19 protein-coding genes and 1 pseudogene are annotated in these 24,186 nt (G+C 59.5%); 15 read left to right on the top strand and 5 right to left on the bottom strand.

Going from position 1 to position 24,186, the window contains the following annotated elements; all coding sequences use genetic code 11:
* Nucleotides 1-369 precede the first annotated feature (369 nt).
* From repA to NKI52_RS25050, 5 genes are all read left to right on the top strand, one after another.
* A complete protein-coding gene (gene repA / locus NKI52_RS25070; RefSeq protein WP_352700163.1) occupies nt 370-1,578 on the top strand; it encodes a plasmid partitioning protein RepA in 1,209 nt (402 codons plus the stop codon).
* Nucleotides 1,579-1,653: 75 nt separating this feature from the next.
* Nucleotides 1,654-2,637: a plasmid partitioning protein RepB gene (gene repB, locus NKI52_RS25065; protein ID WP_352700162.1), complete on the top strand. Its 984-nt coding sequence runs from the start codon at nt 1,654-1,656 to the stop codon at nt 2,635-2,637.
* 154 nt (nt 2,638-2,791) lie between these two features.
* Entirely contained in the window at nt 2,792-3,997 is a 1,206-nt protein-coding gene (gene repC / locus NKI52_RS25060) for a plasmid replication protein RepC (RefSeq protein ID WP_352700170.1), read from the top strand.
* Nucleotides 3,998-4,085: 88 nt separating this feature from the next.
* Nucleotides 4,086-4,517: an antitoxin Xre-like helix-turn-helix domain-containing protein gene (locus NKI52_RS25055; protein WP_352700161.1), complete on the top strand. Its 432-nt coding sequence runs from the start codon at nt 4,086-4,088 to the stop codon at nt 4,515-4,517.
* On the top strand, nt 4,514-4,996 hold the full coding sequence (locus tag NKI52_RS25050; protein ID WP_352700160.1) for an RES family NAD+ phosphorylase: 483 nt from the start codon (nt 4,514-4,516) through the stop codon (nt 4,994-4,996). The genes NKI52_RS25055 and NKI52_RS25050 overlap by 4 nt, the downstream gene beginning before the upstream one ends.
* Nucleotides 4,997-5,034: 38 nt before the next feature.
* Here the strand turns inward: NKI52_RS25050 and NKI52_RS25045 are convergent.
* The 3 genes and pseudogenes from NKI52_RS25045 to NKI52_RS25035 all read right to left on the bottom strand — a co-directional run.
* Nucleotides 5,035-5,246, bottom strand: a pseudogene (locus NKI52_RS25045) (tyrosine-type recombinase/integrase); the annotation flags it as partial.
* 68 nt (nt 5,247-5,314) lie between these two features.
* A complete protein-coding gene (locus NKI52_RS25040) occupies nt 5,315-6,484 on the bottom strand; it encodes a site-specific integrase (protein ID WP_352700159.1) in 1,170 nt (389 codons plus the stop codon).
* Between the two features lie 9 nt (nt 6,485-6,493).
* Nucleotides 6,494-7,591: a hypothetical protein gene (locus NKI52_RS25035; protein WP_352700158.1), complete on the bottom strand. Its 1,098-nt coding sequence runs from the start codon at nt 7,589-7,591 to the stop codon at nt 6,494-6,496.
* A gap of 194 nt (nt 7,592-7,785) precedes the next feature.
* Between NKI52_RS25035 and NKI52_RS25030 the strand changes: the two genes are divergently transcribed.
* The 6 genes from NKI52_RS25030 to NKI52_RS25005 all read left to right on the top strand — a co-directional run bounded on the left by NKI52_RS25030 (nt 7,786) and on the right by NKI52_RS25005 (nt 14,789).
* The gene (locus NKI52_RS25030; protein ID WP_352700157.1) at nt 7,786-8,925 is read left to right on the top strand and encodes an RHE_PE00001 family protein; all 1,140 of its coding nucleotides are present in this window, start codon (nt 7,786-7,788) and stop codon (nt 8,923-8,925) included.
* A gap of 373 nt (nt 8,926-9,298) precedes the next feature.
* A complete protein-coding gene (locus NKI52_RS25025) occupies nt 9,299-9,892 on the top strand; it encodes a hypothetical protein (RefSeq protein ID WP_352700156.1) in 594 nt (197 codons plus the stop codon).
* Nucleotides 9,893-9,972: 80 nt separating this feature from the next.
* A complete protein-coding gene (locus NKI52_RS25020) occupies nt 9,973-10,968 on the top strand; it encodes an RNA polymerase sigma factor (RefSeq protein ID WP_352700155.1) in 996 nt (331 codons plus the stop codon).
* Between the two features lie 36 nt (nt 10,969-11,004).
* Entirely contained in the window at nt 11,005-11,220 is a 216-nt protein-coding gene (locus NKI52_RS25015) for a hypothetical protein (RefSeq protein ID WP_352700154.1), read from the top strand.
* 127 nt (nt 11,221-11,347) lie between these two features.
* A complete protein-coding gene (locus tag NKI52_RS25010; protein ID WP_352700153.1) occupies nt 11,348-12,358 on the top strand; it encodes an AAA family ATPase in 1,011 nt (336 codons plus the stop codon).
* A complete protein-coding gene (locus tag NKI52_RS25005; protein WP_352700152.1) occupies nt 12,264-14,789 on the top strand; it encodes a S8 family serine peptidase in 2,526 nt (841 codons plus the stop codon). The genes NKI52_RS25010 and NKI52_RS25005 overlap by 95 nt, the downstream gene beginning before the upstream one ends.
* Before the next feature lie 407 nt (nt 14,790-15,196).
* Here NKI52_RS25005 and NKI52_RS25000 read toward each other — a convergent pair whose 3' ends face one another.
* Entirely contained in the window at nt 15,197-16,534 is a 1,338-nt protein-coding gene (locus NKI52_RS25000; protein ID WP_352700151.1) for a DUF4365 domain-containing protein, read from the bottom strand.
* A 309-nt stretch (nt 16,535-16,843) separates the two neighbouring features.
* Here NKI52_RS25000 and NKI52_RS24995 point away from each other — a divergent pair, with 309 nt between their 5' ends.
* From NKI52_RS24995 to NKI52_RS24980, 4 genes are all read left to right on the top strand, one after another.
* A complete protein-coding gene (locus tag NKI52_RS24995) occupies nt 16,844-17,020 on the top strand; it encodes a hypothetical protein (protein WP_352625085.1) in 177 nt (58 codons plus the stop codon).
* Between the two features lie 151 nt (nt 17,021-17,171).
* A complete protein-coding gene (thyX, locus tag NKI52_RS24990; RefSeq protein ID WP_352625086.1) occupies nt 17,172-18,110 on the top strand; it encodes an FAD-dependent thymidylate synthase in 939 nt (312 codons plus the stop codon).
* A gap of 13 nt (nt 18,111-18,123) precedes the next feature.
* Entirely contained in the window at nt 18,124-19,296 is a 1,173-nt protein-coding gene (locus tag NKI52_RS24985) for a sensor histidine kinase family protein (RefSeq protein WP_352634119.1), read from the top strand.
* Nucleotides 19,296-21,533 carry a hypothetical protein gene (locus NKI52_RS24980; protein WP_352700150.1) on the top strand — a complete coding sequence of 746 codons (2,238 nt, stop codon included), beginning with the start codon at nt 19,296-19,298 and terminating at the stop codon, nt 21,531-21,533. Before NKI52_RS24985 ends, NKI52_RS24980 begins: the two co-directional genes overlap by 1 nt.
* A 448-nt stretch (nt 21,534-21,981) precedes the next feature.
* Here NKI52_RS24980 and NKI52_RS24975 read toward each other — a convergent pair whose 3' ends face one another.
* On the bottom strand, nt 21,982-24,132 hold the full coding sequence (locus tag NKI52_RS24975) for a KAP family P-loop NTPase fold protein (RefSeq protein WP_352634115.1): 2,151 nt from the start codon (nt 24,130-24,132) through the stop codon (nt 21,982-21,984).
* Between the last annotated feature and the right edge of the window lie 54 nt (nt 24,133-24,186).

Below are 24,186 nucleotides of genomic sequence, written 5' to 3'. Positions count from 1 at the left end.
ACGAGGTTCGCGGAAAAGCGCCCAACAGCGGCCACATCGCCGCTTCAGGCCGCCAAAACCTCATCGCCGTGCATCAAGGCGGCTAAGTGGAAGGGTGCGAGGCTTGTGACGGCTTCCAGCACGGCCTGATATCGGCGATATACTTGAAAAACTGACTGACGGCTGCAGAAAGCAAGAAATTTGTCCGCTGACAAAATCGGCAAATTGTGCAGCCTATTCAATGCATGAATCGGATCGCGTGATTCCGCTGCCGCGAGGCCGTTAACCTTTTGTTAACTTAAAATTTCTTGCCGGATCGAACGAATCGGACATAATGACGGTTGCTTAGTGTCTTTACGCCAAAAATCGTTTTTAGAGAGTCTCGATCGAATGAACGTGAGTTCGCCCGTTCCCACGAAAATCCCGTTGCTGTTCGAGAAAAGCATTCTCGAGCAGGGCGACCAGATATCGAAGAAGTTGCACCTACTCTCGATGCAGCGCTTCCCTCCCCATGCAAAGAAGAATCTTCGACCGTTCTCGCTGGCCGAGGTTGCCAACTATCTTGGGGTCTCCCAAAGCCATCTGAAGAAACTGCACCTGGAAGGCAAAGGCCCGGTGCCTGAAACCTCAGCGTCGGGCAGGCGGTCGTATACTGCCGAACAGATGCTTCAGCTGCGCCAGTATCTCGACCAGTACGGGCGATCCGACGCCCGAATGTATGTTCCCCATCGGCGGCCGGGCGAGAAGCTTCAGATCCTGGCTGTAGTCAATTTCAAGGGGGGAAGCGGTAAGACCACCACTGCTGCCCACCTCGCCCAATACCTTGCGCTGACCGGGCACCGTGTCCTAGCTGTCGATCTCGACCCGCAGGCGTCGCTTTCCTCATTGCATGGCTTCCAGCCTGAACTCGACCAGACGAAATCGCTTTACGACTCGATTCGATATGACGACGAGAAGGTGCCTCTCTCGGAAATCATCAAGCCAACGAATTTCCCGGGTCTCGATATCGTCCCTGCGAACCTAGAGCTGCAGGAATTCGAATACGACACGCCTCTGGCAATGACGGACAGGTCTTCGAATGTCGGCAGGGCGTTCTTCACGCGGATCTCGACGGCATTGACGGAGGTCGACGATCGCTACGATGTCATAGTTATCGATTGTCCGCCTCAGGTCGGGTACCTGACGATCACCGCACTGGCCGCGGCGACGTCAGTGTTGATCACGATCCATCCGCAGATGCTCGATGTGATGAGCATGGGCCAGTTTCTGCTGATGCTCGGGAACATCCTCGAGCCGATCAGGGCGGCGGGTGCCGAGGTGAATCTGGAGTGGTATCGCTATCTTGTAACTCGATTCGAACCCACAGATCAGCCGCAAGCGCAGATGGTGGCGTTCCTGCATACGCTGTTTGGCGAATTCATTCTCAAGAACCAGATGTTGAAATCAACGGCGATTTCCGATGCGGGGATTACCAAGCAGACCCTCTACGAAGTCGAGAAGAATGCGATGACCCGTTCCACATACGAGCGGGCAATGGATGCGCTAGATGTCGTAAACGGCGAAATCGCCGACTTAATTCATGAAGCATGGGGGCGCTGACTTTTGTCCGTAGACAAAATCGGATCTTTTCCGAATGCATTCAATGACCTAGGCGCTCTCTGGAGGTAGACAAATATGGCGCGTAAGAATCTACTTGCAGGCCTCGCAGAAAAGGAGGCCGACGACCAGGTGTCGTCCGCCTCCAAGGCATATCCGATCCGAGGCGCTTCGAAATCCATGATCCGCTCGGTCAACGAGTTGGCAAAGCAAGCGGATGCGTATCTTGAAGGCGAGCATGTGGTCGAACTTGATCCAAACGCTATCGATGGGTCGTTCGTTTCCGACCGCATGGGCGACGACAAGGAGCAGTATCAAGAGCTGCTGGAAGCGATCCAGGAGAGGGGGCAGGATTCTCCCATACTTGTTCGTCCGCATCCCCGTATCGACGGCCGCTACATGATCGTTTTCGGGCATCGCCGCGTCCGAGTTGCCTGCGAACTGGGGCGGAAGGTGAGGGCGGTCGTCAAGGAGATCGACGACAAGACTCATGTCATTGCCCAGGGTCAGGAGAATTCCGCCCGGGCAAATCTCAGTTTCATCGAGAAGGCGATGTTCGCAAAGCGCCTTGAGGACCTGGGATATGACAGAGATGTTATTTCCTCGGCGTTGGCCTCGAACGCCGCTGCTGTCTCAAAGATGGTGTCAGTTGTTACAAGGATTCCGGCATCCGTCATCGGCAAGATTGGATCAGCTGCGTCTGTCGGCCGCGAGCGGTGGGTCGAGCTGTCCCTTCTTGTCGGCAAGAAATCAGACATAGTTAATGAAATCCTGTCCGAACCCGAATTCGGTGAGATGGAAAGCAACGGACGCTTCGAAAGGTTGCTTGCAGCCCTGAATGCGAAGGGGAAGCCCGTTCGCAAGGCCGGTGTGAAGCAAGAGGCGCATTCCTGGGCTGCCGAGGACAAATCAGTTAGCGTCAGTGTCAAGAAGGCAGGCAAGGCCGTTACGATCACCGTGAAGGAGACGGATGGCAGCCGCTTTGGAACGTGGATTTCTGACAATCTTGGCGACCTTTATGAGGCGTTCAGGAAGTCGGAGAGGACAGCAACAGGAGACTGAACCGCAAAAGAAAAAGGCCCCCGACGGCGAACCGTGGAAGCCCTTCTCGATCTGTAGCAAGCCGAGAATCTCATTTCCACGAATCAGTGTCAAGAGTTTTAAGCGTCGATTCGGCGGACGGATTTCTTTTGCCTAATTGAAGGCGAAGGAAGAAATGGAGACGGGTATTGCAACGACGCCCTTTGGGCGGCGGCCGATGTCGCTTGCCATGCTGGCAGCGCACAACGAGTCACGGGAGATCCCCAAGGGCAGGGTCGTCGACAAGTGGCAGATCTACCGCAACCTCTGCGAGGGCAAGAGCATCGTCGGCATCGGCGATCGCGCCCTGGCCGTCCTGAATGCGCTGCTATCATTCTATCCGGACAGCGAGCTGAGTGAGGAAAACGGCCTCATCGTGTTTCCCTCGAACGCACAGCTGTCCCTCAGGGCGCACGGCATGCCCGATTCCACCTTGCGGAGGAACCTGGCGGAGCTGGTGGATTGCGGTCTGGTCATCCGGCGGGACAGCCCGAACGGCAAGCGTTACGCGCGCAAGGGCAGGGGAGGGGAGATCGAGGAAGCATTTGGCTTCTCGCTGGCGCCGCTGCTGGCCCGTGCTAACGAGTTCGAGGCGGCGGCTGAGCATGTTCGCGCCGGCAACAGGGCGCTCAGGCTTATGAGGGAACGCATTACGCTACACCGCCGGGATATCCAGAAGCTGATCGAGGCGGCCGTTGAGGAAGATGTGCCGGGCGACTGGGGAGGCCTGTGGAGGCGTTTCCGCGCCGTTGTGGAGACAATTCCGCGCCGTGCATGCATTGCCGAGCTCGAACCCATCGTGGCCGATCTGGCCGTGCTGCGTGACGACGTGGATAAGCTGCTGGAAATCCATATGGAATCCACGAATCCGAGCGGCAATGACTCCCAAAGCGAGCGGCAGCAATCTGATTCAAATACCGAGTCTATTTTTGAATTTGAACCTGCTTTGGAAAAAAGCGGGGCGGCGGCCGAGCCACTAACGAGGACCGCAGAGCCCCAAAAAACCTATCCGCTGGGGCTGGTGCTGAAGGCCTGCCCCGAAATCGCCGACTACGCCGTCGACGGCATCGGCAACTGGCGCGATCTGATGATAACCGCCGCCCAGGTGCGGGGATATCTGGGTGTCTCGCCGTCAGCGTATGAGGAGGCCTGCCATGCCATGGGTCAGGAGATCGCCGCGGTGGTGATTGCCTGCATTCTGCAACGGGCACAGCACATCAATTCCGCGGGCGGATATCTGCGGGTGCTCACCGAGAAGGCGAGGGCAGGGGAGTTTTCGGTCGGGCCGATGCTGATGGCGGCATTGCGAGCGAACGGCGTGACAGCAAAGATGACAGGGTAACCGTTGGCGAATCGGGTCGCGCTGATGCGGGGCTTGCATGGCGCATCATGTGAGGCTATATTTTGCCTCACATGGAATGGAGAGTGATATGCTAGCGTTCGGAAATGTCGCCGACGTGTTGGGGCTGCCCGTTAAGGAGGTGGCGTCACGGTCGCCTTTCGGGCTGATCTCCCGGATCGAGAATGGACTTCCCATCGGGGCGCTCGAGCGCGTTGCGCATCTTCTGGCGCCTGGCGATGCTCAGTTCAAATACCGGCTGATCCCCAAGGCGACCTACGAGCGGCGCAAGGCGGTACATCGCCTCTCGTCGGACGAGGGTACACGATTGGCCCGCGTGGCGCGCGTCTGGGGCCTTGCTGTCGATGTCTGGCGCAACGAAGAGGAAGCGCGCGATTTCCTGTTTCGGCCGCACCCGATGATTGAGGACAAGCGACCGATCGACGTCGTTATCCTGAGCGAGTTCGGCGCCGAAATGGTGGTCGAAATCCTCGGAGGTCTGAAGTACGGCAGTGCTGCGTGACGGCGCAGACTCTCGATCGCACGCTATCGTCCTTTCGCATCGGCGATCCGGCCGGCACCTACCCGATCTTCGACGCGATCGGCTCGACGATCGCGTCAGGGCGATGGAACACGCCCGGAAGTCCTGTCATCTACACCAGCGAGCATTATTCGACGGCCCTGTTGGAAAAGCTGGTGCATGGCAGCGGCCGACTGCCGCCCAACCAGCACTACATCGAAATCATGATCCCTAGCGGGCTGAGCTACGAGGTCTTTTCGCAGCCGTCGCTGCCCGGCTGGGACACGATGCCGGCGACGGTGAGCAAGGGATTTGGCGAAACCTGGTGTTTAGACCGGCGCAGCGTCATCCTGCTGGTGCCGAGTGTCGTGGCGCGTCTCGATTGCAATGTGCTGATCAATCCGGCGCATCCGGAGTTTTCAAGGATCGAGACAAGTCTGCACCAGCCCGTCTACTGGGACCGGCGGCTGTTTGGCGCGTAACGGGGAGGGGGAAGGGAAGGGGCTTTGCTTTCTGTCGGCTACAACCCCGGGGCCTTGAGATTGACGCGGAACCGGTCACGCCGGCGCTGATATTTCCGCGTCATCTCGGCCGAGGCATGGCCGAGCTGCTTTTGCACAGAACGTTCATCGACCTCGGCCGGCGAGGCAAGCCCGGCGCGCAGGGAATGGCCGGAGAACTTTGGCCCCGTTCGGCTTCCGACAGGCCGCCGCACACGCCGGCGGCAAGCGCGGCTGCCTCGGAACAAATTGTCCTGGAGCTGACGCCGCAAGCTGTGATGTGTCGGATCGATCTGCGACTCAGATGATTATCCGCGCCGCCCGCCCGAGCGTGCGCTCGGCATCGTTGTAGTAGTTCGACGCCTGCTGCACGGAGCGATGCTGCGATTGCTGCATGGCTTCGGGCAGCGGAATGCCGCGGCGGGCGGTTTCGGTCAGGTAGCCGGAGCGCAGGCCATGGGCGGAAAACGCCGCCGGGTCGAGCCCGGCCTCGGCGACGCGGCGCTTCAGGATGAGATTGACGCTCTGCGGCGTCAGGGCGCGTTTTTCCAGGTTGCCCCAACGGTCGATGCCGCGGAACACGGCGCCCTCGCTGATCCGGGCGCGCTCGAGCCAGTCTTTTAGGGCCAGCACCGGGCGGCCGACCAGCAGCACGAAAGCGTCGGCGTCGGCCTGGGTCGTCTTGGTGCGGCCGAGCCGGATCGACAGGCACGGCAGTTTTGGCCCCTCTGGATCCTTGGGGTCGGCCGGCACAGGCTCTTCCTCAACGAACTGCTCGACACGCAGGGACGAAACCTCACTGCGGCGGCGGCCGCCTGACGCAAACGCCATGAGCAAAAGCGCACGGTCGCGGACGTCGACCAGGCGATCACCGGCGCAAGTCGTAAGCAGTGCGGACAGGATGTCGGCGGTCACCGCCTTTTTGCTCTTGCGGCCGCGCGGGCGGGCGCTGGCGCGCACCGCCAGTTTTAGCGCGCTGCGCAGGCCTGGCGCCGAAAAATTTCCCGTCAACCCGCGCCAGCCGGTCAGCGTCGACCAGCTGGACAGGCGCCGGCGCACGGTGTTAGGCGCGTGCGGTCCGTCGACGCGCAACAGTTTGGCCGACTTCAAAGCCGCTGCCACGTCTTCGGGCATGCCATGCGACACATCGGTTTCCCGTTTGGCCGAATCCCACAGATGATGGGCGACGAATTTGATCAGCAGTGCCTCCGGCGCCGGCCAAGGCAGCGAAAAACCGGTCGCGGCAAGCGACCAGGCTTCGAGGTAGCCGAGGTCGGAGGCCAGCGCCCGCAGCGAATTCTCCCCCATCCCCTCCCTTGCCAGGTGGCGCAGCGTCTCGACGTCGTCGTCGGTGAGGATGTCGGCCAAAAAGTCGCGCCGGTCGAACGGCAGCACGGACTCCAGCGCGTCGAGCGCCTCGGCGCGGCGCAGTTTTTGGTCGGATGCGGGTTTTGGCAGGCGAAGGTCCATGATGCCGGCTCAGAACAGATATTTTCTGTCTGCCCACTCAAGCAGCACGGCGGCATCACCATCGGCCAGCCGCACGCGCCCGGCGCGCAGGCCGTCGGCGATCGCATGGCCGGCATCCGGATCGACCCAGTGCCCGTGCGTCATGAAAAAGAACCAGGCGAAGGGCAGGCCGACTTCTTCGTCGATCGCTTCGATCCGTTCCATCAGCCGATGGACGGACGCGCCCTCTTCGCCCAGCAGCCGCTCGGCCGGCTTCCGCAGCGGTCGCGGAATAAACCCGATCTCGCGTTTTTGGCCGGGACCCTCAAAATCGTGGATGTCGAAGGCCCAGTGGTCAAAGATGCGTACGCTTGCGGCACTTGATCGCGCCCAGTCGGCAAAAAAGCGGTTTTCGCGCGGCTCGAAATCGAACCAGTCGGGATAGGCGTCGAGAAAGGAAATCTCGTGCGTGGCGTCGGGACCGACCTCGCGGATGATGCGGTTTTCGAGCTCGGGACGGCTCGCTTCGCGCTGCGCGTGTTCGATGCGGGCGCGGCGCGCCAAAAAACTGCGCATGTGGACGATGCCGCCGCCGGTGCGGCCGCGCAGCCGGTAAACCGGTCCGGCGAGCTGCCGCGCCTCAGCCGCGGACTCGCGAGAAACCCAGGTCGGCTCGAACAGATGGTCGGCGCCGGTGGGGCGATAGCCGGGATCGACCACCGCGCCGGCCAGATGTTCCGTCTCGCGGCCGAGCGAGAGCTGGACGAAGTCTGCCACGCCCGGACCGGTCGGAGCAAAGGCGAAGGCGCTGGCGCCGCGCCATTCGGCGAATTTTTCTCCGCTCTCGCGATGCCGGTTCCAGAAGGCGGTGAGGTCGCCGCCGACATCGGCCAGTGCGCGCTCGACCCAGGCGCGATGGTCGCCGAGGCGCGTGCCATCGGCAGCGACGACAGCATGAGGGTTGCGCCAGTAGGGATCGTCGATCCGCGCGACGGTAAAGACGAAGCCCGCAAAGGCCTTGTTCAGGGCCGGGGCGAGCTCGGCGTCGGCCGACTGCGGCTGCAGCGCTGCGAGCACGGTTACGACGGAAGCGGCGTCGGGCAGGCGGACGGGTTTTTGCTCGGACATGCAGGTTGCCTTTCTATCGGCCGGGAAAGGCCGTCCAGAACGCCGGCCGCACGAGCACGATTCTGGCTGATTTGGGCGGCGAAAACAATCACTATCGATAAGCGGTCATTATCGATAGTCATTTTGCTCCCTGAAGAGATACGATGTAAGTCCAGTGATCACATCACTAGCTTGACCAACGCGAATCAGCCATCATGAAAACAATGGCTTACACGCTCGACAAACTGCCCCTGGAAACCCTGATCGGGCCGGTTGCCCGCGCGACCGCGGTTTTGGTCCGCCTCGACGAGCGGGTCGCCCGTTCGCCGGTCCGCGACGGCTTTGTCGAGCGCCAGCATTTTGCCGACGCGGCTTCCGCGCTCTGGCTCGAGGGTGAACTCGTCCACCTCGAGGACCTCGTGCTGCACGACGCCCACATGGACATCCGCACCCCGACCCACGAACTCACCCGGGCGCACGCGGTGCTGCGAACCCGCCGGCGGATTTTTGCGCAAAAGCCGGACTGGGCGCTCAGCCGCGACGGTCTTTTGGCGCTGACCGGTCGCGGCGGCGCCATGCCGGCGGCGGGCCAAAAAAGCCGGGACGGGGAGGGGGCTGGAACTGCCTCTGTGGAAGCCGACGATCGCGACGACGCTGAGGCCGATCTGCTGGCCGAAGAATTTGCCGAGATCGATGCCGTCCTGGCACGCTCGTCCAGGATTCTCAGCGGCGCCGACGTGCCGGCGAAAGCGGCGCGGCTGGACGACCGGCCGGAGCCGCAAAACGGCCTGATCTACGATCTCGACTGGAATGAAGAAGAACGGCTGGCCGAATGGCAGGCCGTGCTCGCCGACACGCGGGAGTGGCCGTCGGTGCTGCGCGCCACAATCCTGCTCGAGGCCTGGTCCGACATCGAGGTGCTGCAGCATGCCGCCTGGCTCGGGCAGCTGCTCGTGGCCGCACTGCTGCGCCAGGAGGGTCTTGCCGCCAACCATCTCGCTTGCCTGCATCTCGGTGCCAAAAACATTCCGCGCGAGCGGCGGCGGGCGCGCAAGCGCGGCGATCGGCTGCTCGCCTTGCTCGATGCCATTCACGACGCAGCAGTGGCTGGCCTCAAGGAACACGATCGGCTGGTGCTGGCAAAAAGCCAGATGGAGCGAAAACTCCGCGGCCGCCGCGCCAACTCGAAATTGGCCGATGTGGTCGAACTCGTGCTGTCGCGGCCACTCGTCTCGGCAGGCATGATCCAGGAGCGGCTAAAAGTGACAAAACAGGGCGCGCTCAACCTGATCGGCGAGCTTGGCCTGCGCGAGATGACGGGCAGGGGAAGGTTTCGTGCGTGGGGGATCATCTAACCCGCAACTGAAGGCACGTCGTTCCACGTCGAGTGGGCCGGTGCCCTCGATCGGCTGGAAAGCCGAGGAAGCCAATCCTGTCGACCAAATTGAGCTACCATCGATTTTCGCTTTTCGAAGACCTGCATGGCGGAAGGCACGTAGTCGGCAGGATCAACATGGCGGTTTTCTGCCGCCCGCCCCCGGGGCTATTTGAGGAAGGGGGGATGGCAGAAGACGGGAAGTGTGGAAAAAAGACTCCCATATTCTCAAAGGGTTATGCGGAATCTGACGGAATATCGTCCGCAAATGCGCACTCTGGAGATCGGCACGGGTCCTTAGGTCGCAAGGGAGCGAAAGAGACAGGCATGGGGCCTTGCTCACGAACCGCTCAATGGTGATCGAAATGGAAAACATTTTTAGCAAATACGCTGGCGTCGGCGCTGTCGGCGTCATCCTGGCTCTCGCGGTCTCAGGTGCCCAAGCCGCGGACTACTGCACCAACAAGTACGCAGCCTCGGCCAGCGCTACGCAGGCGAAGTTCGACCCACTGCTGACCTCCGTCTATGCGGAAATCAAGCGGGTACAGGAGGCGGGCTTGGATCCCGACAAATACCTGGTCGAGTACCGGGGCGAGTTGGTCACCTTGGTTCAGAAGGCGAACAACATCGCCGTGAGCTATCGCACGGGGATGTCACAGGCCTCGGGGGAAGCTGAAGGCTGCGCCGCAGCGATTGCGCCCGCCAACCTGCTCGTCAACGGCGCGATCAAGACCTATGCCATCTGGGCGACCTACGGCCTCGCTCTGCTCCTGCCGGATCGGATGACCAACGTCGACGTCGGAGAAATCGCACATGGCAAGCCGTTCGGTGGCGATCACGCCATCGCACCGGAAGTCCGCGAGTTCATCCTCGGCGGTGACCGCGGCACGATCGCGAACATCGTTCGCGATCCGTGGAGGTGCGCGACGTTCCAGCGGAAGTGCTGATGACGGGGGGGCCGGCTACAGGCCGGGCCCCTTGCACTCGTTTCAGTGAGTTCTCACATACCGCAACGGGAGGAATTTCCGTGAACATTTATCCGAACCTGCGTGGCATCGGTCCGCTGGCGGCCCTTTTGGCACTCTCAATGTCAGTTGCTGCTGCCTTTGCCGGCGGGGACGCTCCATGCGAACCACGATTGAGCGATCTGGAGCGCAGCGACCTCATCCGCTCACTGCATCGAGTTGATACGTCGTTCGCCGACGATGCAATTCAGCAGGCTATGATCGCCTACCACAGGCGGTGCCTGGATGGCGTCCAGATCCATAACAACTTTGCGTGGCTCAAGACCACAAGCCATCGCAAGCTGATTAACCTTCTGCGTGACGACCGTCTCAAACTACGCAAGGAAACGGCTGCGTTCGATGAGGACAGACGCGAAGGTGTCCCAGGCATCAATTCGCCGGTATCCCGGTTCGATCCGGCGCGCGATCCACTCGACAAGCTGGTCCCTGGGTCGATGGCGATTCAACTGCGGACAATTTACGATCTCGATACAGCGCCTCTCCTCTTCGATTTCGGTGGCCGCCTTTCGGACAAGCTCAACGACGCTCAGCTGCGAGCGCTTTACCGCCGGATGGTGGAGGAGAAGACCGTACCCGAGATCGCCGCGTTGGAGAGTGTCCCCAAGTCCACTGTGAGGTCGCAACTCCTATCAGGTGAGAAAGCTCTCACTGACGTGATTTCCACCAGCGGGCCGTCCGTGGAATCGGCCGGATGGACGTCGAGCGGTTTCTGGACGACGGCAGGGGTGGTGACGATTGTGATCATCGTAGCGATCGGCCTGCTGAGGGGGATCGCTGGGTTTTCCGAAGCTCAGCGCGACTTCGCAGCCCGCCCCGGATTTCAGGCAAGCCCGAGGAGCCGGTCGGCGGCGGAAGACGAAGACGAATTGAGGCCGCCGCTACTACGCTGCAGCCCAAGTTTCTCAACAGCGTGCTTTGGCCCGATACGCCTGAGCCCGTCCGAAAAGCGGTGCTCTCTGGACCCCGCACCCCTGAACGGATTATTCGGAAAGGGTTAGGATCGAGATCGTGAAGGGCGCTGACATCAAGCGGAAGTGCTGACGCCGTTGGGCCTTTTAGTGCAGACTTCGCTCGGGGTGATCGACATCTTGAGCGCTGATGCAACCTCGTCGGGCGAGCTCGGTCTGCGCGAGATGACGGGGACGGTCGGTTTCGAGCTTGGGGGCTGCTATGAACTGGCGAAAGGCCGTAAAGCGGTTGATTTCGGTCAGCAGTACCCGCATTGGTGCGCCCCATTGCAAGACAGTTAAGAACTTTTCGTGTACGATTCGGCGATGGAACTCTGTTCCGAGAAATGGCGAAAGACCGTAGCGAATTATGGCTCGTAGTGACCTCCTGGTTTCCTTGGTGCGCGCCGGTGCTACCGGCGACCGGGAGATGCTGAGGTCGACCGCCGAGGCCATCGTGGCCGAGGAGCGCGCCCAAAACCACCACATCGTGGCAGATAGATTGGAAAGGGCTCTGTCGTCCGTTCCGGTTACGCCTTCCCCGTTGACCACTGCTGCCACCTTGGCCGGTGCCGGCAAGGATGCGATTCTTGAGCTCGAGCCGCGGACGCAGATGTCGCAACTGCTTCTACCGCTGCCTGTTCAGGAGGGCGGTCGCCAGTTGATCGAAGAGCACGTCCGTGCCGATGTATTGCGCGCCCATGGCTACGAACCTCGCCATCGCGTTCTGCTTTCAGGACCGCCGGGAAACGGAAAGACCTCATTTGCCGAAGCGGTTGCAGAGGCCTTGGGCCTGCCCTTCTTCATGGTGCGATACGATGCTCTCATCGGGAGCTATCTCGGCGAGACGAACGCGCGTCTCAGGAAGCTTTTCGACTATGTCCGCAGCCGACCCAGCGTGCTTTTCTTCGATGAGTTCGACGCCATCGGAAAGGAGCGCGGCGACACGCACGAGACCGGCGAAATCAAGCGGGTCGTATCGTTTCTTTTGATGCAGCTGGACCAGCTTCCAAGCTACGTCATCGTCATCGCTGCAACAAACCACGCCGAACTCCTCGATCGCGCTGTCTGGCGCCGGTTCCAGCTTCGCCTTGGTTTTCCTGCTCCGGACAAGAAGCAGATCGAGATTTTCCTCGATCGCGTGATGTCTCAGTGGCCCGACCAACCGCGTCTCCCGGTACGCTCTGTGGGAAGCAAGCTCGGTCTGGTGAGCTACGCAGAGGCAATCGATTTTTGCCAGAATGTTCGACGACGACAAATATTGGGCTTGGGGGAGCTTTCGATCAATGACGCATTGCGGGCGGAAATAGATCTCTGGGCATCTCGAGTGCGACCAGAGGTGCCAAATGCCGAGCGATCCGACCAAACCCCTTCTCAGGCTAAATACCGGTCAACCCCAGCCAAGGCTGCCGGGAAGACGCGCGGTCATTCCGCGGCCTGAGGCCTACCCGCGAGCAGATCAGGAGCAGCGCTTCGGCCAAAGGTTCGCCCGCCTTGCTGAAGTGCTTGCGCGAGACCCCGCTGCTCTTGAGTTACGGGCCGATCCCGCAGCCTTGGCTCCCGAGCGGCTTCTCGTCTTTGAAGTGAGGGGGAGTATCGCTGCTTTCGCCAAGGCGGTGAGCAGGGTTGCGGGTCTTGAGTTGATCGACGAAGAGGAATTGCCGGGCGATGAAGACGTGGCGCCCGTCGCGTACTTGCTTGTTCCCGATGTACGGGCCTTGCGGCAGATCGAGAGCCTTTGGCGAACCTGGGTCGCCGGAAGGGACCTTCCGGAGGGACACACCGCTTGGCGCGATGTCTTCGCCTGTCTCAGGGATCTGCGGCCCTGGGGGCCCGAAGATCGAGTGCAGCCGGCAGACGCGTCAATCCTGGACGAGGAGATTTTCGGCAAAGCGGAGGACGAGCAGATCCCGCTCGAAATAGAGATCGTGTTCAGGTCGAATGCTGACGCCGCTGCGGTGAATGAGGCAACGGTCGCACGGGCGATCGGGGCGTATGGCGGGACAGTCCTCAGCCGGGCACGATTGGCCGATATCGCCTATCACGCAATTCTGGCGCGACTGCCGGTCGCCGCCATCAGGCCTATTGTGGACAGATCGGCCGCCAGCTTGGCCGGGATCGAGCAGGTCATGTATATCCGGCCTCAAAGCGTCGTTTCCGGAATCAACGTCGCCGATACGGTTCCGCTTGCCCCCATTGCTCCCCAGGCCGTCGTCAACGATCCAATTCTGGCGGTGCTCGACGGCGTGCCGGTGGTAGGCCACCCACTTCTTCGGCAACATGTCAGCGTCGAGGATCTCTTCGGGCTCGAGCCAAACACATTGGTGGCACAACGTGTTCACGGTTCGGCGATGGCCTCCCTCATCGTGCATGGCGACCGCAACCGACCGGAGGCGCCGTTGCCGCGGCAGATACATTTTATTCCGGTGCTTGGTGCTGCCGATCGCTTTCCTCCGGACCGGCTTATTGTCGACCTGATCTATCAGGCAGTGCTGCGCATGCGAGGCCCAGCCGATCCCTCAGCGCCGCACGTAATCATCATCAACATATCGCTCGGCAACGCTCGCCGGCCGTTTCATGGACACCTGTCGCCGTGGGCCCGACTTCTGGATCGGCTCGCCTACCAGTTCGGGATTCTCTTCCTCGTAAGCGCCGGCAATGTCACCGACGAATTTCCCATGCGTGCATTTCCCACCAGCCTGGAATTCGAGAATGCACAGGATGACGCCCGAGCCCGTGCTGTCGTTCGGGCGCTCGCCGACATTCAGGCCGACCGCCGGCTCCTGTCCCCGGCGGAAACGGTGAATGGGCTCACGATTGGTGCTCGGAACGTTGACTGGGTGCCGCAAGCCGACAGGCCTCATGCGCGAGCGAATATCAATCCATTTCCCGCACTCGACACCTCGAATCCATCAAGCGCGCTCGGTCCGGGTTTCGCCGATGCCGTAAAGCCAGACATTCTCATGCCTGGCGCTCGCGAGCATCTTCGCGTGATGCGGAGTGGCGGCGGCGAGATCGTGGTGGCTCCAGCCCGCGCAAGCAGGGGAGCCGGCCTGAAGGTTGCCGCGCCTCCGGCTTTGGCGGGAGTCGAGGGCGCCGAGGCGTACACAAATGGGACGAGCGCCGCCGCCGCTCTGGCTTCCAGGACGGCTCACAGGATTCATGATGCGCTTGAGCAGGAATACGGCCAGGAGTTTCTCCAGCTGTCGAACGCGCAGCGTGCCGTCCTGATCAAGGCCCTGTTGGTACATCCCGCGCGCTGGCCCGACTCTACCGCGTCACTTGTCCGGGATCTTCTTGGGCCCTTCGGAAGAGGGCAAGCGCCGCGTCAGAAGGATAATATTCGGCGCTTTATCGGCTATGGCGCCCTCGACCCAGAGGACACGGTGGCTTGCGCTGCCGACCGGGCCACCTTCTGGGCAGTTGGATCGTTGGGCGACGAGCGGAGCCTGGACATAACGGTTCCGATACCAGCCGCGATCGGCGGGAGGGCGCAGCCGCACTATATTGCGGCAACGCTTGCCTGGCTCACGCCTGTCTTGCCCGGCCGCAAGGCCTACAGGGCGGTCCGCATGAAAATTCTGGATCCGGCTGATATCGAGGGCCTGGGCGTTGCCGCGCACGGAAACCAGCCCGACGGAAACCAAATCAATCGCGGAACAGTCTGCACACGCTGCTGGAGTGGCGACCGTGCGGCTGTTGTGACGGCCAACATGGTCCTTCCGCTGAGGATTCAGCGCGAGCCGAGCACGGGCGAGAACATCGACGAACTGGTTCCGTTCGGGCTTGCGGTCACGATCTCCATGCCGGGGCAAATTGCGCTCTACGACGAGGTTCGCGCACGAGTGCGCCCCGCGGCTGTGAGACCGTAAACCGCGCAACGCCGTTTCCGCTGCCGCATGGTTGAGGTGACCAAGCCATCACTGCGCGCCGGGTATCGATCCGCGGAGTTTGCCGAAGGTTCAAGGTGAAGGCGCGGGATTTCCGATAGATGGATGGAGTTTAATCTCTAGCTGGGTCTTTCGATCCGCGTCGCCCACCACTCCTGGCGGCGGCAGCTTTTGCAGGAGCCGCTCAATCGCCCGAATATCTCGAAACCAGGCCGCAGGTCGCATTCACTGCAGCAGATCTACGGCTCGCCGGCCGACCTGAATTTGGTCTCTTCGATGACGCTGCTGCGTCGTTCAATCCGTATCAGAGCGCGGCCCCGTTATTTCCGCCGGCGTCGATGCGATCGAGGTACTCGCCATTCCCAAGGTTCGGATTCGGAAAGGTCGGTTCAGGCGGCTCCCCTGTGGTGGCCACCCCCATAGGGCCTAGGATCGCCATCATTTCGTCCGCGAATCCCATGGTCTCCGTCCCCGACCGCCCGCGAAGCCAGGAGCTCGGCACGCCGTGACGATCGTCGTTCCAATCCATCAGCCAGCCATATCAGCGGACTGAGCGGAATATCGCGATGACGGAACAGCACATTGTTCTTGGGCGTGTCCTTGAACCTGGTTGAGATGTAATCGCGAAGCGCATGATAGTGAATGTTCTGGCGAGCCATCTCGACAACCGGTTGTTCCGGCCGCGCACGGTGCCAGTGTGAAAGATGGTAGTAATCGAGATAGGCATTGAAGCTGATCGCGAGGACATCGGTGTAGGGACCGAACTCCGCCTCACCGTCGACAAGATCGAAGCCCGCGTAGACCTCGATCTGGATGTGAGGATGAAGCGACAGAGTCATGTATTGGTTGTCGCGCACCCGCGGCAATCCGGCAGCCTGCAGATACTTCACGAACCGGCGCCCATTGGTCGTCAGCGGTGCGATGAATGTCGGATATTCAAGCTTGCCGTAGAGAGATTCGCTTATATCGGCCACGTCTAAGAGCGCGATATGATGCCGGGCAAGCAGACTGAAATAGGTCGAGAAGAAAGGGTAGAGCCCCGCGCGGTTGAACGTGTAGGTGATCGGAATCCGGCCGTCGCGTTCCCGGACCGTTTTGCGAATGATGTCGGCCAGCAAGCTCGAATGGAACTGAAGCTTGCTGCAGAGCCCCCACAGACCTTCTACGAAGAGGTCGAGCGCGGTCACCTCGACGAGGCTATGACCGCTTCCGTCCCGATGCACCAATGCTTCGAGCTCCTTGCGGAGTTCAGCGTACTGAGCGCCGGAATAGACAGTCAGATCGAAGCGCCCGTGCAGGTATGCTTGGAACGCGTTGTCGAGCTTGTTCGTCTTCGAGAACGAAATACTCACGACACCGTCCTGATCGTGCCGTTCCTCGGAGAACGCGCTGCTCACATCGACCCAATACACGTTGCCGTCTCCGGGGTTATGGATCAGCAGGAAGAGTGGGATAGAAAGCTTGCGCCAATAGTCCAGATCATCCTTGTCCGGATAGAATCTGAAGGATGTTTCGGTCTCCGAGCGGATATAGCTTCCGCCCGACTTGACCTGGACCCCGATGATCTTGCCGGTCGGAAATTCCCCCAGTGCAATTTCAATGGTGCCGTCGACGCCAACGTCCTCTTCAATCAAGCTGCGCCAGATCAGGTCCAGCTCGTTGCATGCTTGTTCGACGGCAATGACTCCCGCTCGACCCTGCTTTGCTGTGCGGCTCCGTTTCTTCACAAGATATCCCCTCCTCGCCGCACAAATGCGGTGTGCGCCCGCGACGAACTATCCGCGGTGCGTTGTCGTGTGCATCCACTTACATCCAATACTCTTGATCCGCCGCCCGGCAAGCGCGTGCCTGACTGGGAATCCCGAAGGCGTCGTCCTGCGGGTCGGGCTGTTGCCCAAGCTGAAGGGTCTTTACCCTTGCGGGGACCATCCCTGACGCAGAGTGGGGAGCGTTGCAAGGGGCCGCTGCCCGCTGCGATCACTCGGCGTCGGCAGGCCGATGCCTTAAAAAAGAAGCCAACGCCTACTACGAGTGACATGGACATTGATGTCGTGCGCGCCGTCACACCGAAGGGAAGCCGTTGCCCGACGGCCGCTGTCTTTGCCGCTTGCGTGCTGCGGGCCTGCGAGATCACGGTGATGCGCGTATTCCGGAAAGACTGTTCTCGATCGGTGATCGACGGCATAAGGAGGAAGATCGAAAGCCTATTTTAGGTCTAAATCGCCTAACGATGGAACAGGACGGAGCCATTCCAGCCCCATCTGCGGTGCAAAGCGAAGTAGGCAAACGCCCGAAGTCAGCGCTTCAATTTATAGACGAGCCGCAATACAAGCACTTCACTCCGCCGCGAACGAAGGATCAGAAATGAGCAATCTCTCTAGTGACCAGTCTTTCGAAATCGAAAAATCACGAGAGACGATCATACCCACCCGTCGCACCGTCTCGGAGGGGCTGGAAGCCATTCTGTACCAGTCCATTCCGGTCCTCGATCATGGGTTTGTAAGGGTTGTGGACTACATGGGTGACGATGGAGCCGTCGTCCAAGCCGCCCGAGTATCGTACGGTCGCGGGACCAAAAAGGTCTCGGAGGATCGTGGCCTTATCAATTATCTGCTGCGTCATTGGCATACGACGCCGTTCGAGATGGCGGAGATTAAACTCCATGTCAAAATGCCGATCTTCGTTGCGCGGCAGTGGATCAGGCACCGAATGGCCAACGTGAACGAGTACTCAGCGCGCTACTCGATCCTTGACCGCGAATTTTACGTGCCTACGCCTGATCAGTTGGCAGCACAGTCAGTGCAAAACCGACAGGGGCGGGGCGAGGTCGTCGGACCGGAGGAGGCGAAACATGTGCTCCGAATCTTAAGCGAAGACGCAGAGCGCAACTACGATCACTATCTTGATATGCTCAATCATAACGAGGCTGGCGAGCAACTAGATGAAAACCGTCAGGGGCTGGCCCGCGAACTTGCGCGCATGAACCTGTCGCTTAATTTCTATACCCAGTGGTACTGGAAGACAGACCTGCACAACCTCATGAATTTCCTCAGGCTGCGCGTCGATCCGCATGCTCAATATGAGATCAGGGCCTATGCCGAGGTCATCCTAGACGTGATGAGGAAATGGGTTCCAATGACGTTCGAGGCATTTCGTGAACACCGACTGGAAGCAGCAACCTTCTCAGGCGAAGCGTTCAAGGCCTTGCGCCGGATGCTTGCCGGCGAAAAAGTCGAGCATTCGGACACGGCGATGTCGAAGCGAGAATGGGACGAGTTTCTGGCAACGTTGAATCGGACGTAGCATCCTTAGCCGCATGGAACACCCAGCAGAAGATCACGATGAACTCGGCCGCAATGCCGGCTACATAGAATGCGAGCGAGCAATGGGCGACTTTGCCCGCCGCAGTAGCATCCTAACGCTTCCGAACAAGTGGCCATTGGAGGCTCGAGCCGGAGGATCGGTAACAGGCGCACAACTGGCTGTCACTTGGGCCAGAGCGAACCAGCCTGCGACCTTAAGGCTAGCTGCGGATGAAGAGCCCAATATCGCCGCTGTCACGTTTTTGAATAGAACGTATGGCCTTATCGCCGCCGCGTTCGCCGACCGCATCATCGGCCGAGATGGCGAGCGCGATGTGACATCAGCTATGCTAAAGCTGGTGAATCGAAGGCGGCATGCGCTGTACAGTGGCGACTTTGCCCAGATGATCCATGGCCAGGTCCTGCCGCTCATCTCCCTTGACCATCTGGAACCAGACGGCCCCAATCCACTTCTCTACCACCCTACAACCGGTGAGGTTCGCAGCGATTTTCTGGGCGTTGTCCAACAGACAGTCGGCCGGTTCTTGTCCCGTAACAGATTGGCGCTTCATGAGATCGACACCGAGGCGTTGGCCAGTCTATTGAAGGAACTATTCTCCAACACCCATCTTCATGCGCGCACCGATCTCCGTGATGCGTTGTATCGCCGATCCGCGCGCGGCATCGTGTTTGCATTGAGACCGGTCGACATCCCCTTTGAAAAGCACACCGCCGGATCCAATTCTCTTCGACAATACTTTGCCAGCATGAGGCGCTTAGCCATTCGGCCGCGCGTTGAATTCTTGGAAATTTCGGTCTTCGACAGCGGACCCGGGCTCGCGGCTCGCGCAAACCGCGCGGCGATTCCCGACGATTTTTCCATTGACCAGGAATATCAACTTGTTCGCAGCTGCTTCTTGAAGAACGTGACGACACAGTCGAATCCTGCACATGGGCTGGGGCTCCCTAGAGTGATGCTGGCTCTCAAGGCGTGTGGCGGCTTTCTCCGTTTACGCACCGGCCGCCTATCGCTTTACAAATGGTTTCCGCCTGGGCTGAAAGTCCCGCGCTTTGAGGAGGAAGATACCTCCTTCTATGATTCTGAAGGCGGCTTGACGATACGCCCCCATGCGCCGGTTGTTGGCGCAGTGTTTTCGATCCTTATTCCGATGGGCCTGGGAAGCTGATGGCATCGTTATATCACTTCCGTTGGACCAAGCCGGGCATCGGCGACATCCTCGTGGTGGTGACCACCGAGGAAAAATTCAATCAGCAAGACCTGACCAATATCGTGGACCAAGAGACGCTCGGCGAACATCCCTATCCGGATGCTCTTGTCGTGATCGCTCCAAAAGATGTTGCCGCAGCAGTGAAAACCAGTGTCAAGAGATCGATCGCCTCGGGTCCAACCCTTCGGTTAGCGAATGCGACTATCCCAGTGCTAGTGGTGGAATTTGATCCTCGCGGAAGACTCAAAGTGACCAAATCTTCCGCGATCCAGGGCACCATCTCGCTCACAGACAATGATTTCAAGGGCATGCTCCAGGCGGGAATCGTCAATCTCGCCCAAAAGCGAGAGGCGGTCCTCGTAGCACCGCCGGGACATCATTTCGTGCATCCCCGCAAACGTCACTCGGCCGCATTCCTGCGGGCCGCAAATATGCTTATCCAAGGTGAAGAGATCGGTTTCCTGTCGCTGGTTTTGCTCCCACACCTAAACGACAACATCCAAAAGATCTGGGTTGATTCTTCGTCGATAGCCTCCCTCGTCTATTCCGCCTATCTGCTGAAGAGCCGCCTAAATGGAACGTTCCTTACCCCTCGGATCGAAAGCTTTTCATCATACGAGGGTATCAAGAACCTAACCGTGCAGGATCCCGAGCGTGAAGTGGTATTGATCTCGGCAACAGCAACTGGCTCGTTGCCGAAGGAGGTTTCGAACCTCACTAAGCTGCCGGATAATCGCGTCATTACTCTGTTTTCGACAGCCGAGGAGGTGACGGGAACACTGATTTTCGACGCGAGAGCGGCAATGAGCAAGGCGGAGCTTGCCGCGCTGAGAGTGCATGAAGAGACCGACTGCGAGTGGTGCCGAGACGGCTCTCGCACAATCACCTTCGTCGGAGATCAATTCCTTGCCGATGCCGCAACGGTTTCGGCCCATATCGTCGTGCACACAGATGCGCCGCCGTCGTTGAAAAAGGTCATGAAGAAGTACCGTGGCAAGCGTGCCTTCAGCCTGAAACGAGATCCTGTCCGCAATGTGCATCGCCTTCATGTCGATCTGGACAAGACCCTGCTTGACGAGGAGGCCCGCGATCAGATCAGAATTCTCCTCCGGCGCCACGCTCCAGCTTCAACTAGCCATGTCTTGGCCGTTGGGGAAAACGATAGCCGGAAGTTTGCCGAGATCGTGGCCGATGAAATTGCCAATTTCGGTTTGCCACGACCGCGACAACTCGACGCGAACAACCTAATCAAAGAGGATGAAGATCGCCACGGTGTTATCGTCGTTTCGGCCAGCATAGGCGCCGGACAATCCCTGCAGGACGCAAGCCGAGATCTTCGTGAGCCCTTCAAAAGCCTGCCCAGAACGTTTTTTGCAGGTCTCCGAAAACACGCCGTCGCAACCCACCAGACGACATTGCAGCGTGACTTGGAGCACAACAACGATGCTCCCAAGCACGTCATATGCGTCGTGGACGAAATGACGCTTCCTCACCCGAACCAATTCTCCGCGTGGGCGACCGAACTGCGCTTTTGGCACGCAGTAGCGAACGACCTGAGAATGAATGATCCCATCAATCCGGCTCTACCCAAAGTCGAAGAACGGATCGTTGTGTTGTCCGGAGATATCAGCGCAGATCATTTTTTTCTGCCCACCGGAGCCGGCTTCGCGCTTCGGCTTCGACCCAGCTTCGCGTTTTGGGATCCCGATTATGATGGCACGATCACCCAGGGCGATGTGTTTGCAACAATATCCTCAATTCTTGAAAGCTGTCGGAAGGTCTCGAAAGCAGGACAGACGAAAGCGCCTCTCGCGCAATCGCCGTTTCACTACGCCGTGCTCGCGAGTGAGAATTTCACACGATTCAATGACGGGATCATCCAAGCTTGTTTCCTGCGTGCAGCCTTCCCTCATGAACTTAATTTCGCGCATGCTGAAACTGCACAGCACAGCGTGAAGATTTGCAACATGATCCTCAAGATGCTGAGCGACGCACAGGACACTCAAGCGGAAGCCTGCCTTGAATTCCTCGTCGCACTTGCAACGAAGCGCATTAGCCTAGCGTCTGGTGATGTCGCTAGGCTTGCGGGCCACCCCAGGCTTGGTCTGCCAGACTTGATTGCTCTCACGCTCGCTTATGCGGTGGGAAAGGCCGTCGACCATACTGACGAAGGCGCGGTCGATCCGCCGGCATGAGGGAAACGCGACTGCGGAAATCTTGTGTCACCCTATTTGGAAAGGCGACGATGACCGCCTCCTTGCGCTGTCCGAAATGATGCATGCGCTGATCCGCGAACTTCTGAACCGTCATAAGAGATTCGCCGCAAGAACGGGGATGTCGTGGGGATCTAGACGTAGACGGGCCGATGCTTCCCGTGATCGACATGCTGCCCCAAATGGTGCGGGCCGGGGATTACGATCGCCACCATGCTGCCTTGAGACAGATGACGACCGCTGCCTCGCGGGTTGAGCCGTTTGAGTCGTATCTTGCGCTACGCGGGAGTTTTAAGGCCGAGCCGTCCGCAGAAATGGCCGTTGTGAGAGATGAAGTCACGGCCGCGATCCTGCTTCCTGCTTCAGTCGTTCACGGATTTAGGTGAGGAAGAATAGAGAATCGAAAGGGAACCATGGAAACGGCCCGCCTCTAATCGGCACCATCTCGGTCGCCATGTGACCCCCGGGGAATCTCTTTGAAACTCCGAAGTTTCTCAAGCTCTTCCGGCGGTAACCGCGAAGAAGAGAGTTCTTCGTCGACGCGCGCGTAAAGTCGAGGGATATCGATCAGTTTCTCGTAGGCTCTGGTGTCGACTTTAACGGTTTGTCGCTGAACCCGATCGCCCATGCCGAATGACCATGACGAGGAAGGCATCTGCTCCGCAAGCGCGAGAAGGAAGTCTGGTTCTAAGAGGGCAGAATCCGTCCAGGCCCGAACCTCCTGGGCGCCGTCGGTGCCGGCAAACCGCCTCCATTCGAACAGGAGCGAAGCCATTTCTTGATTGCGGATCAATGATCCCTCGCTAGCCGCGTCTCTCAATCGGGCAAGCGCAATGTTCTTGAAATCCTCCGCGACGGCTTCGCCGACAATGGGCTCACCGCGCTCCTTCCCATCCTCCGGTGGCGCGAAGTAGGCCAAGCAGCGATGCGCAAAATCCAGTGTCCACGCAAGGGAACCAACTGCCATCGCACCACGGTAAATTGCATCACGTTGCTCGATCGGAAACCGATCATGCACGAGCCGGTTCAGCAACCAGTGAAGTCTGAGATGATTGTTGCCGAATCCGCCGAAACCTTGCTTCGCATCGCCCTTGACGTTGAGGTCGTCGGCGATCGTGAACAAAGTGGCCACAAGTTGCGGGATTTTTGGATTAGAGATTTCCGGCGCGTGGACTGAGAGCTCATCCAGCAGCAATGGGACGTTCGTCTCTCCTGTGGCGCGCCTGACGCCGAGTGCCGTGCGGAAGGCGTCCTGGATGAAAGCTGTATCATCGGCGCGATCAACCAGCGCATCGAGTTGGTCGGCGGGTATAACGTCCTCCGAAATGGAGAACGCAAAGTAGCTTTGGAAATGCTTTTCCGAGGCAATCCGGCGTTCCCGGTCGAAGCCTTCACCTTGGTGATAAGTGTTGGCCCACCCGGCGTCCAGACGTGGGAAGAGACGGGTGAGACCCGTCCGCAACCTCTTTCGGTCCCGCTCGCTCCTAGTGTTCAGGCTAAAAAGAGCGTCGTAGTCCTCGGCCTGATTTTCCCGACGGTGACTGCCCATATGCTCGATGCCACAAAGCAGATCCGGGTTCTGGCGGACCGCAGCATAGATGGTCGGCTCTGACAACTGCATCGCAATGACGGCTAGAAAATCCGCCTGATCGACGTTCCCTGCGACTGCACCCCACGTGGTTGACAGCTGGTTACCGATGCGCGCCACATCGCGCGGCGTACGGATCGTCGGGCTTACGATGTCATAGAAGACATTCCAAAAGCGCGTCTTCTTTGCTTCGTCAGGCTCACCCATGATTTTCATTGCGACTTCTGCGGAATGCCACCGGAGGAAATCAAGACGCGGTGGGGGCAATTCGAAGGAGCCCTGAATGATCTTCTCGAGGTAACTGGCGCCCTCGGATGGAAAGCGTTCCGCGACAATGCGCTCCGCTATCTGTCGATCAAAAGCCAGCAGATAGATTACATTGGGCAACCGGCCAACCGATTTTATCAGACGGAAAATTGTGAGCACATCGTCCGGGCTGAGGCGGTCGATGTCATCGATCACGACAACGAAGCGCTTCTTTTGATCGGCCAACGCTTGAGAAATTAGCCTGTGTTCCTCTTCCACAGTCTTGTCCGACGCCAGAGCCCTACCGATAAAACCCGCCGCCCCCGAAACGATGGCGCCAATACCCGGAGCTTTCATGTCTGCGACGGCGCCCGCGATGGTCCCCAACGAGGAAATGCCTTGTCCTAGGGAGGCTATGGATTTCCTGAATTTCGAGGGTAGCGACGGCTCGATCGCCTTGCCAAGTTCCCGGAAGAACGCCAGGATCAACGTGTCAGCCCCGGCGAACCACCAGGGATTGAACGGCACGAGAACCATCTCACCCCTTTCGACGGATGGTTTCAGATGATGCTCAATCAGATTGATGGCGCTGCTCTTGCCTGCGCCCCAAGGCCCATTGATGGCCAGAACCGCCCCCGTAGGAACCACCATGTCCGCAATACTGCCCGCGAGCGCTTTCGCGAAAGGGGTGAGGCCGTATCGATCCTCGGATGGCAAGGCTATAGGCAAGTCGCTCGATATGGCCATTTCTTTATCCTGCGTCGTTGGCCGCTTTCCAGCGGCCTTCGTAGGCGGAGCTGT

This window comes from Mesorhizobium sp. M0590, assembly GCF_040320905.1.
In the GTDB taxonomy this organism is placed as follows: Bacteria; Pseudomonadota; Alphaproteobacteria; order Rhizobiales; family Rhizobiaceae; genus Mesorhizobium.
This window is presented reverse-complemented; position numbering and strand designations above follow the sequence as displayed.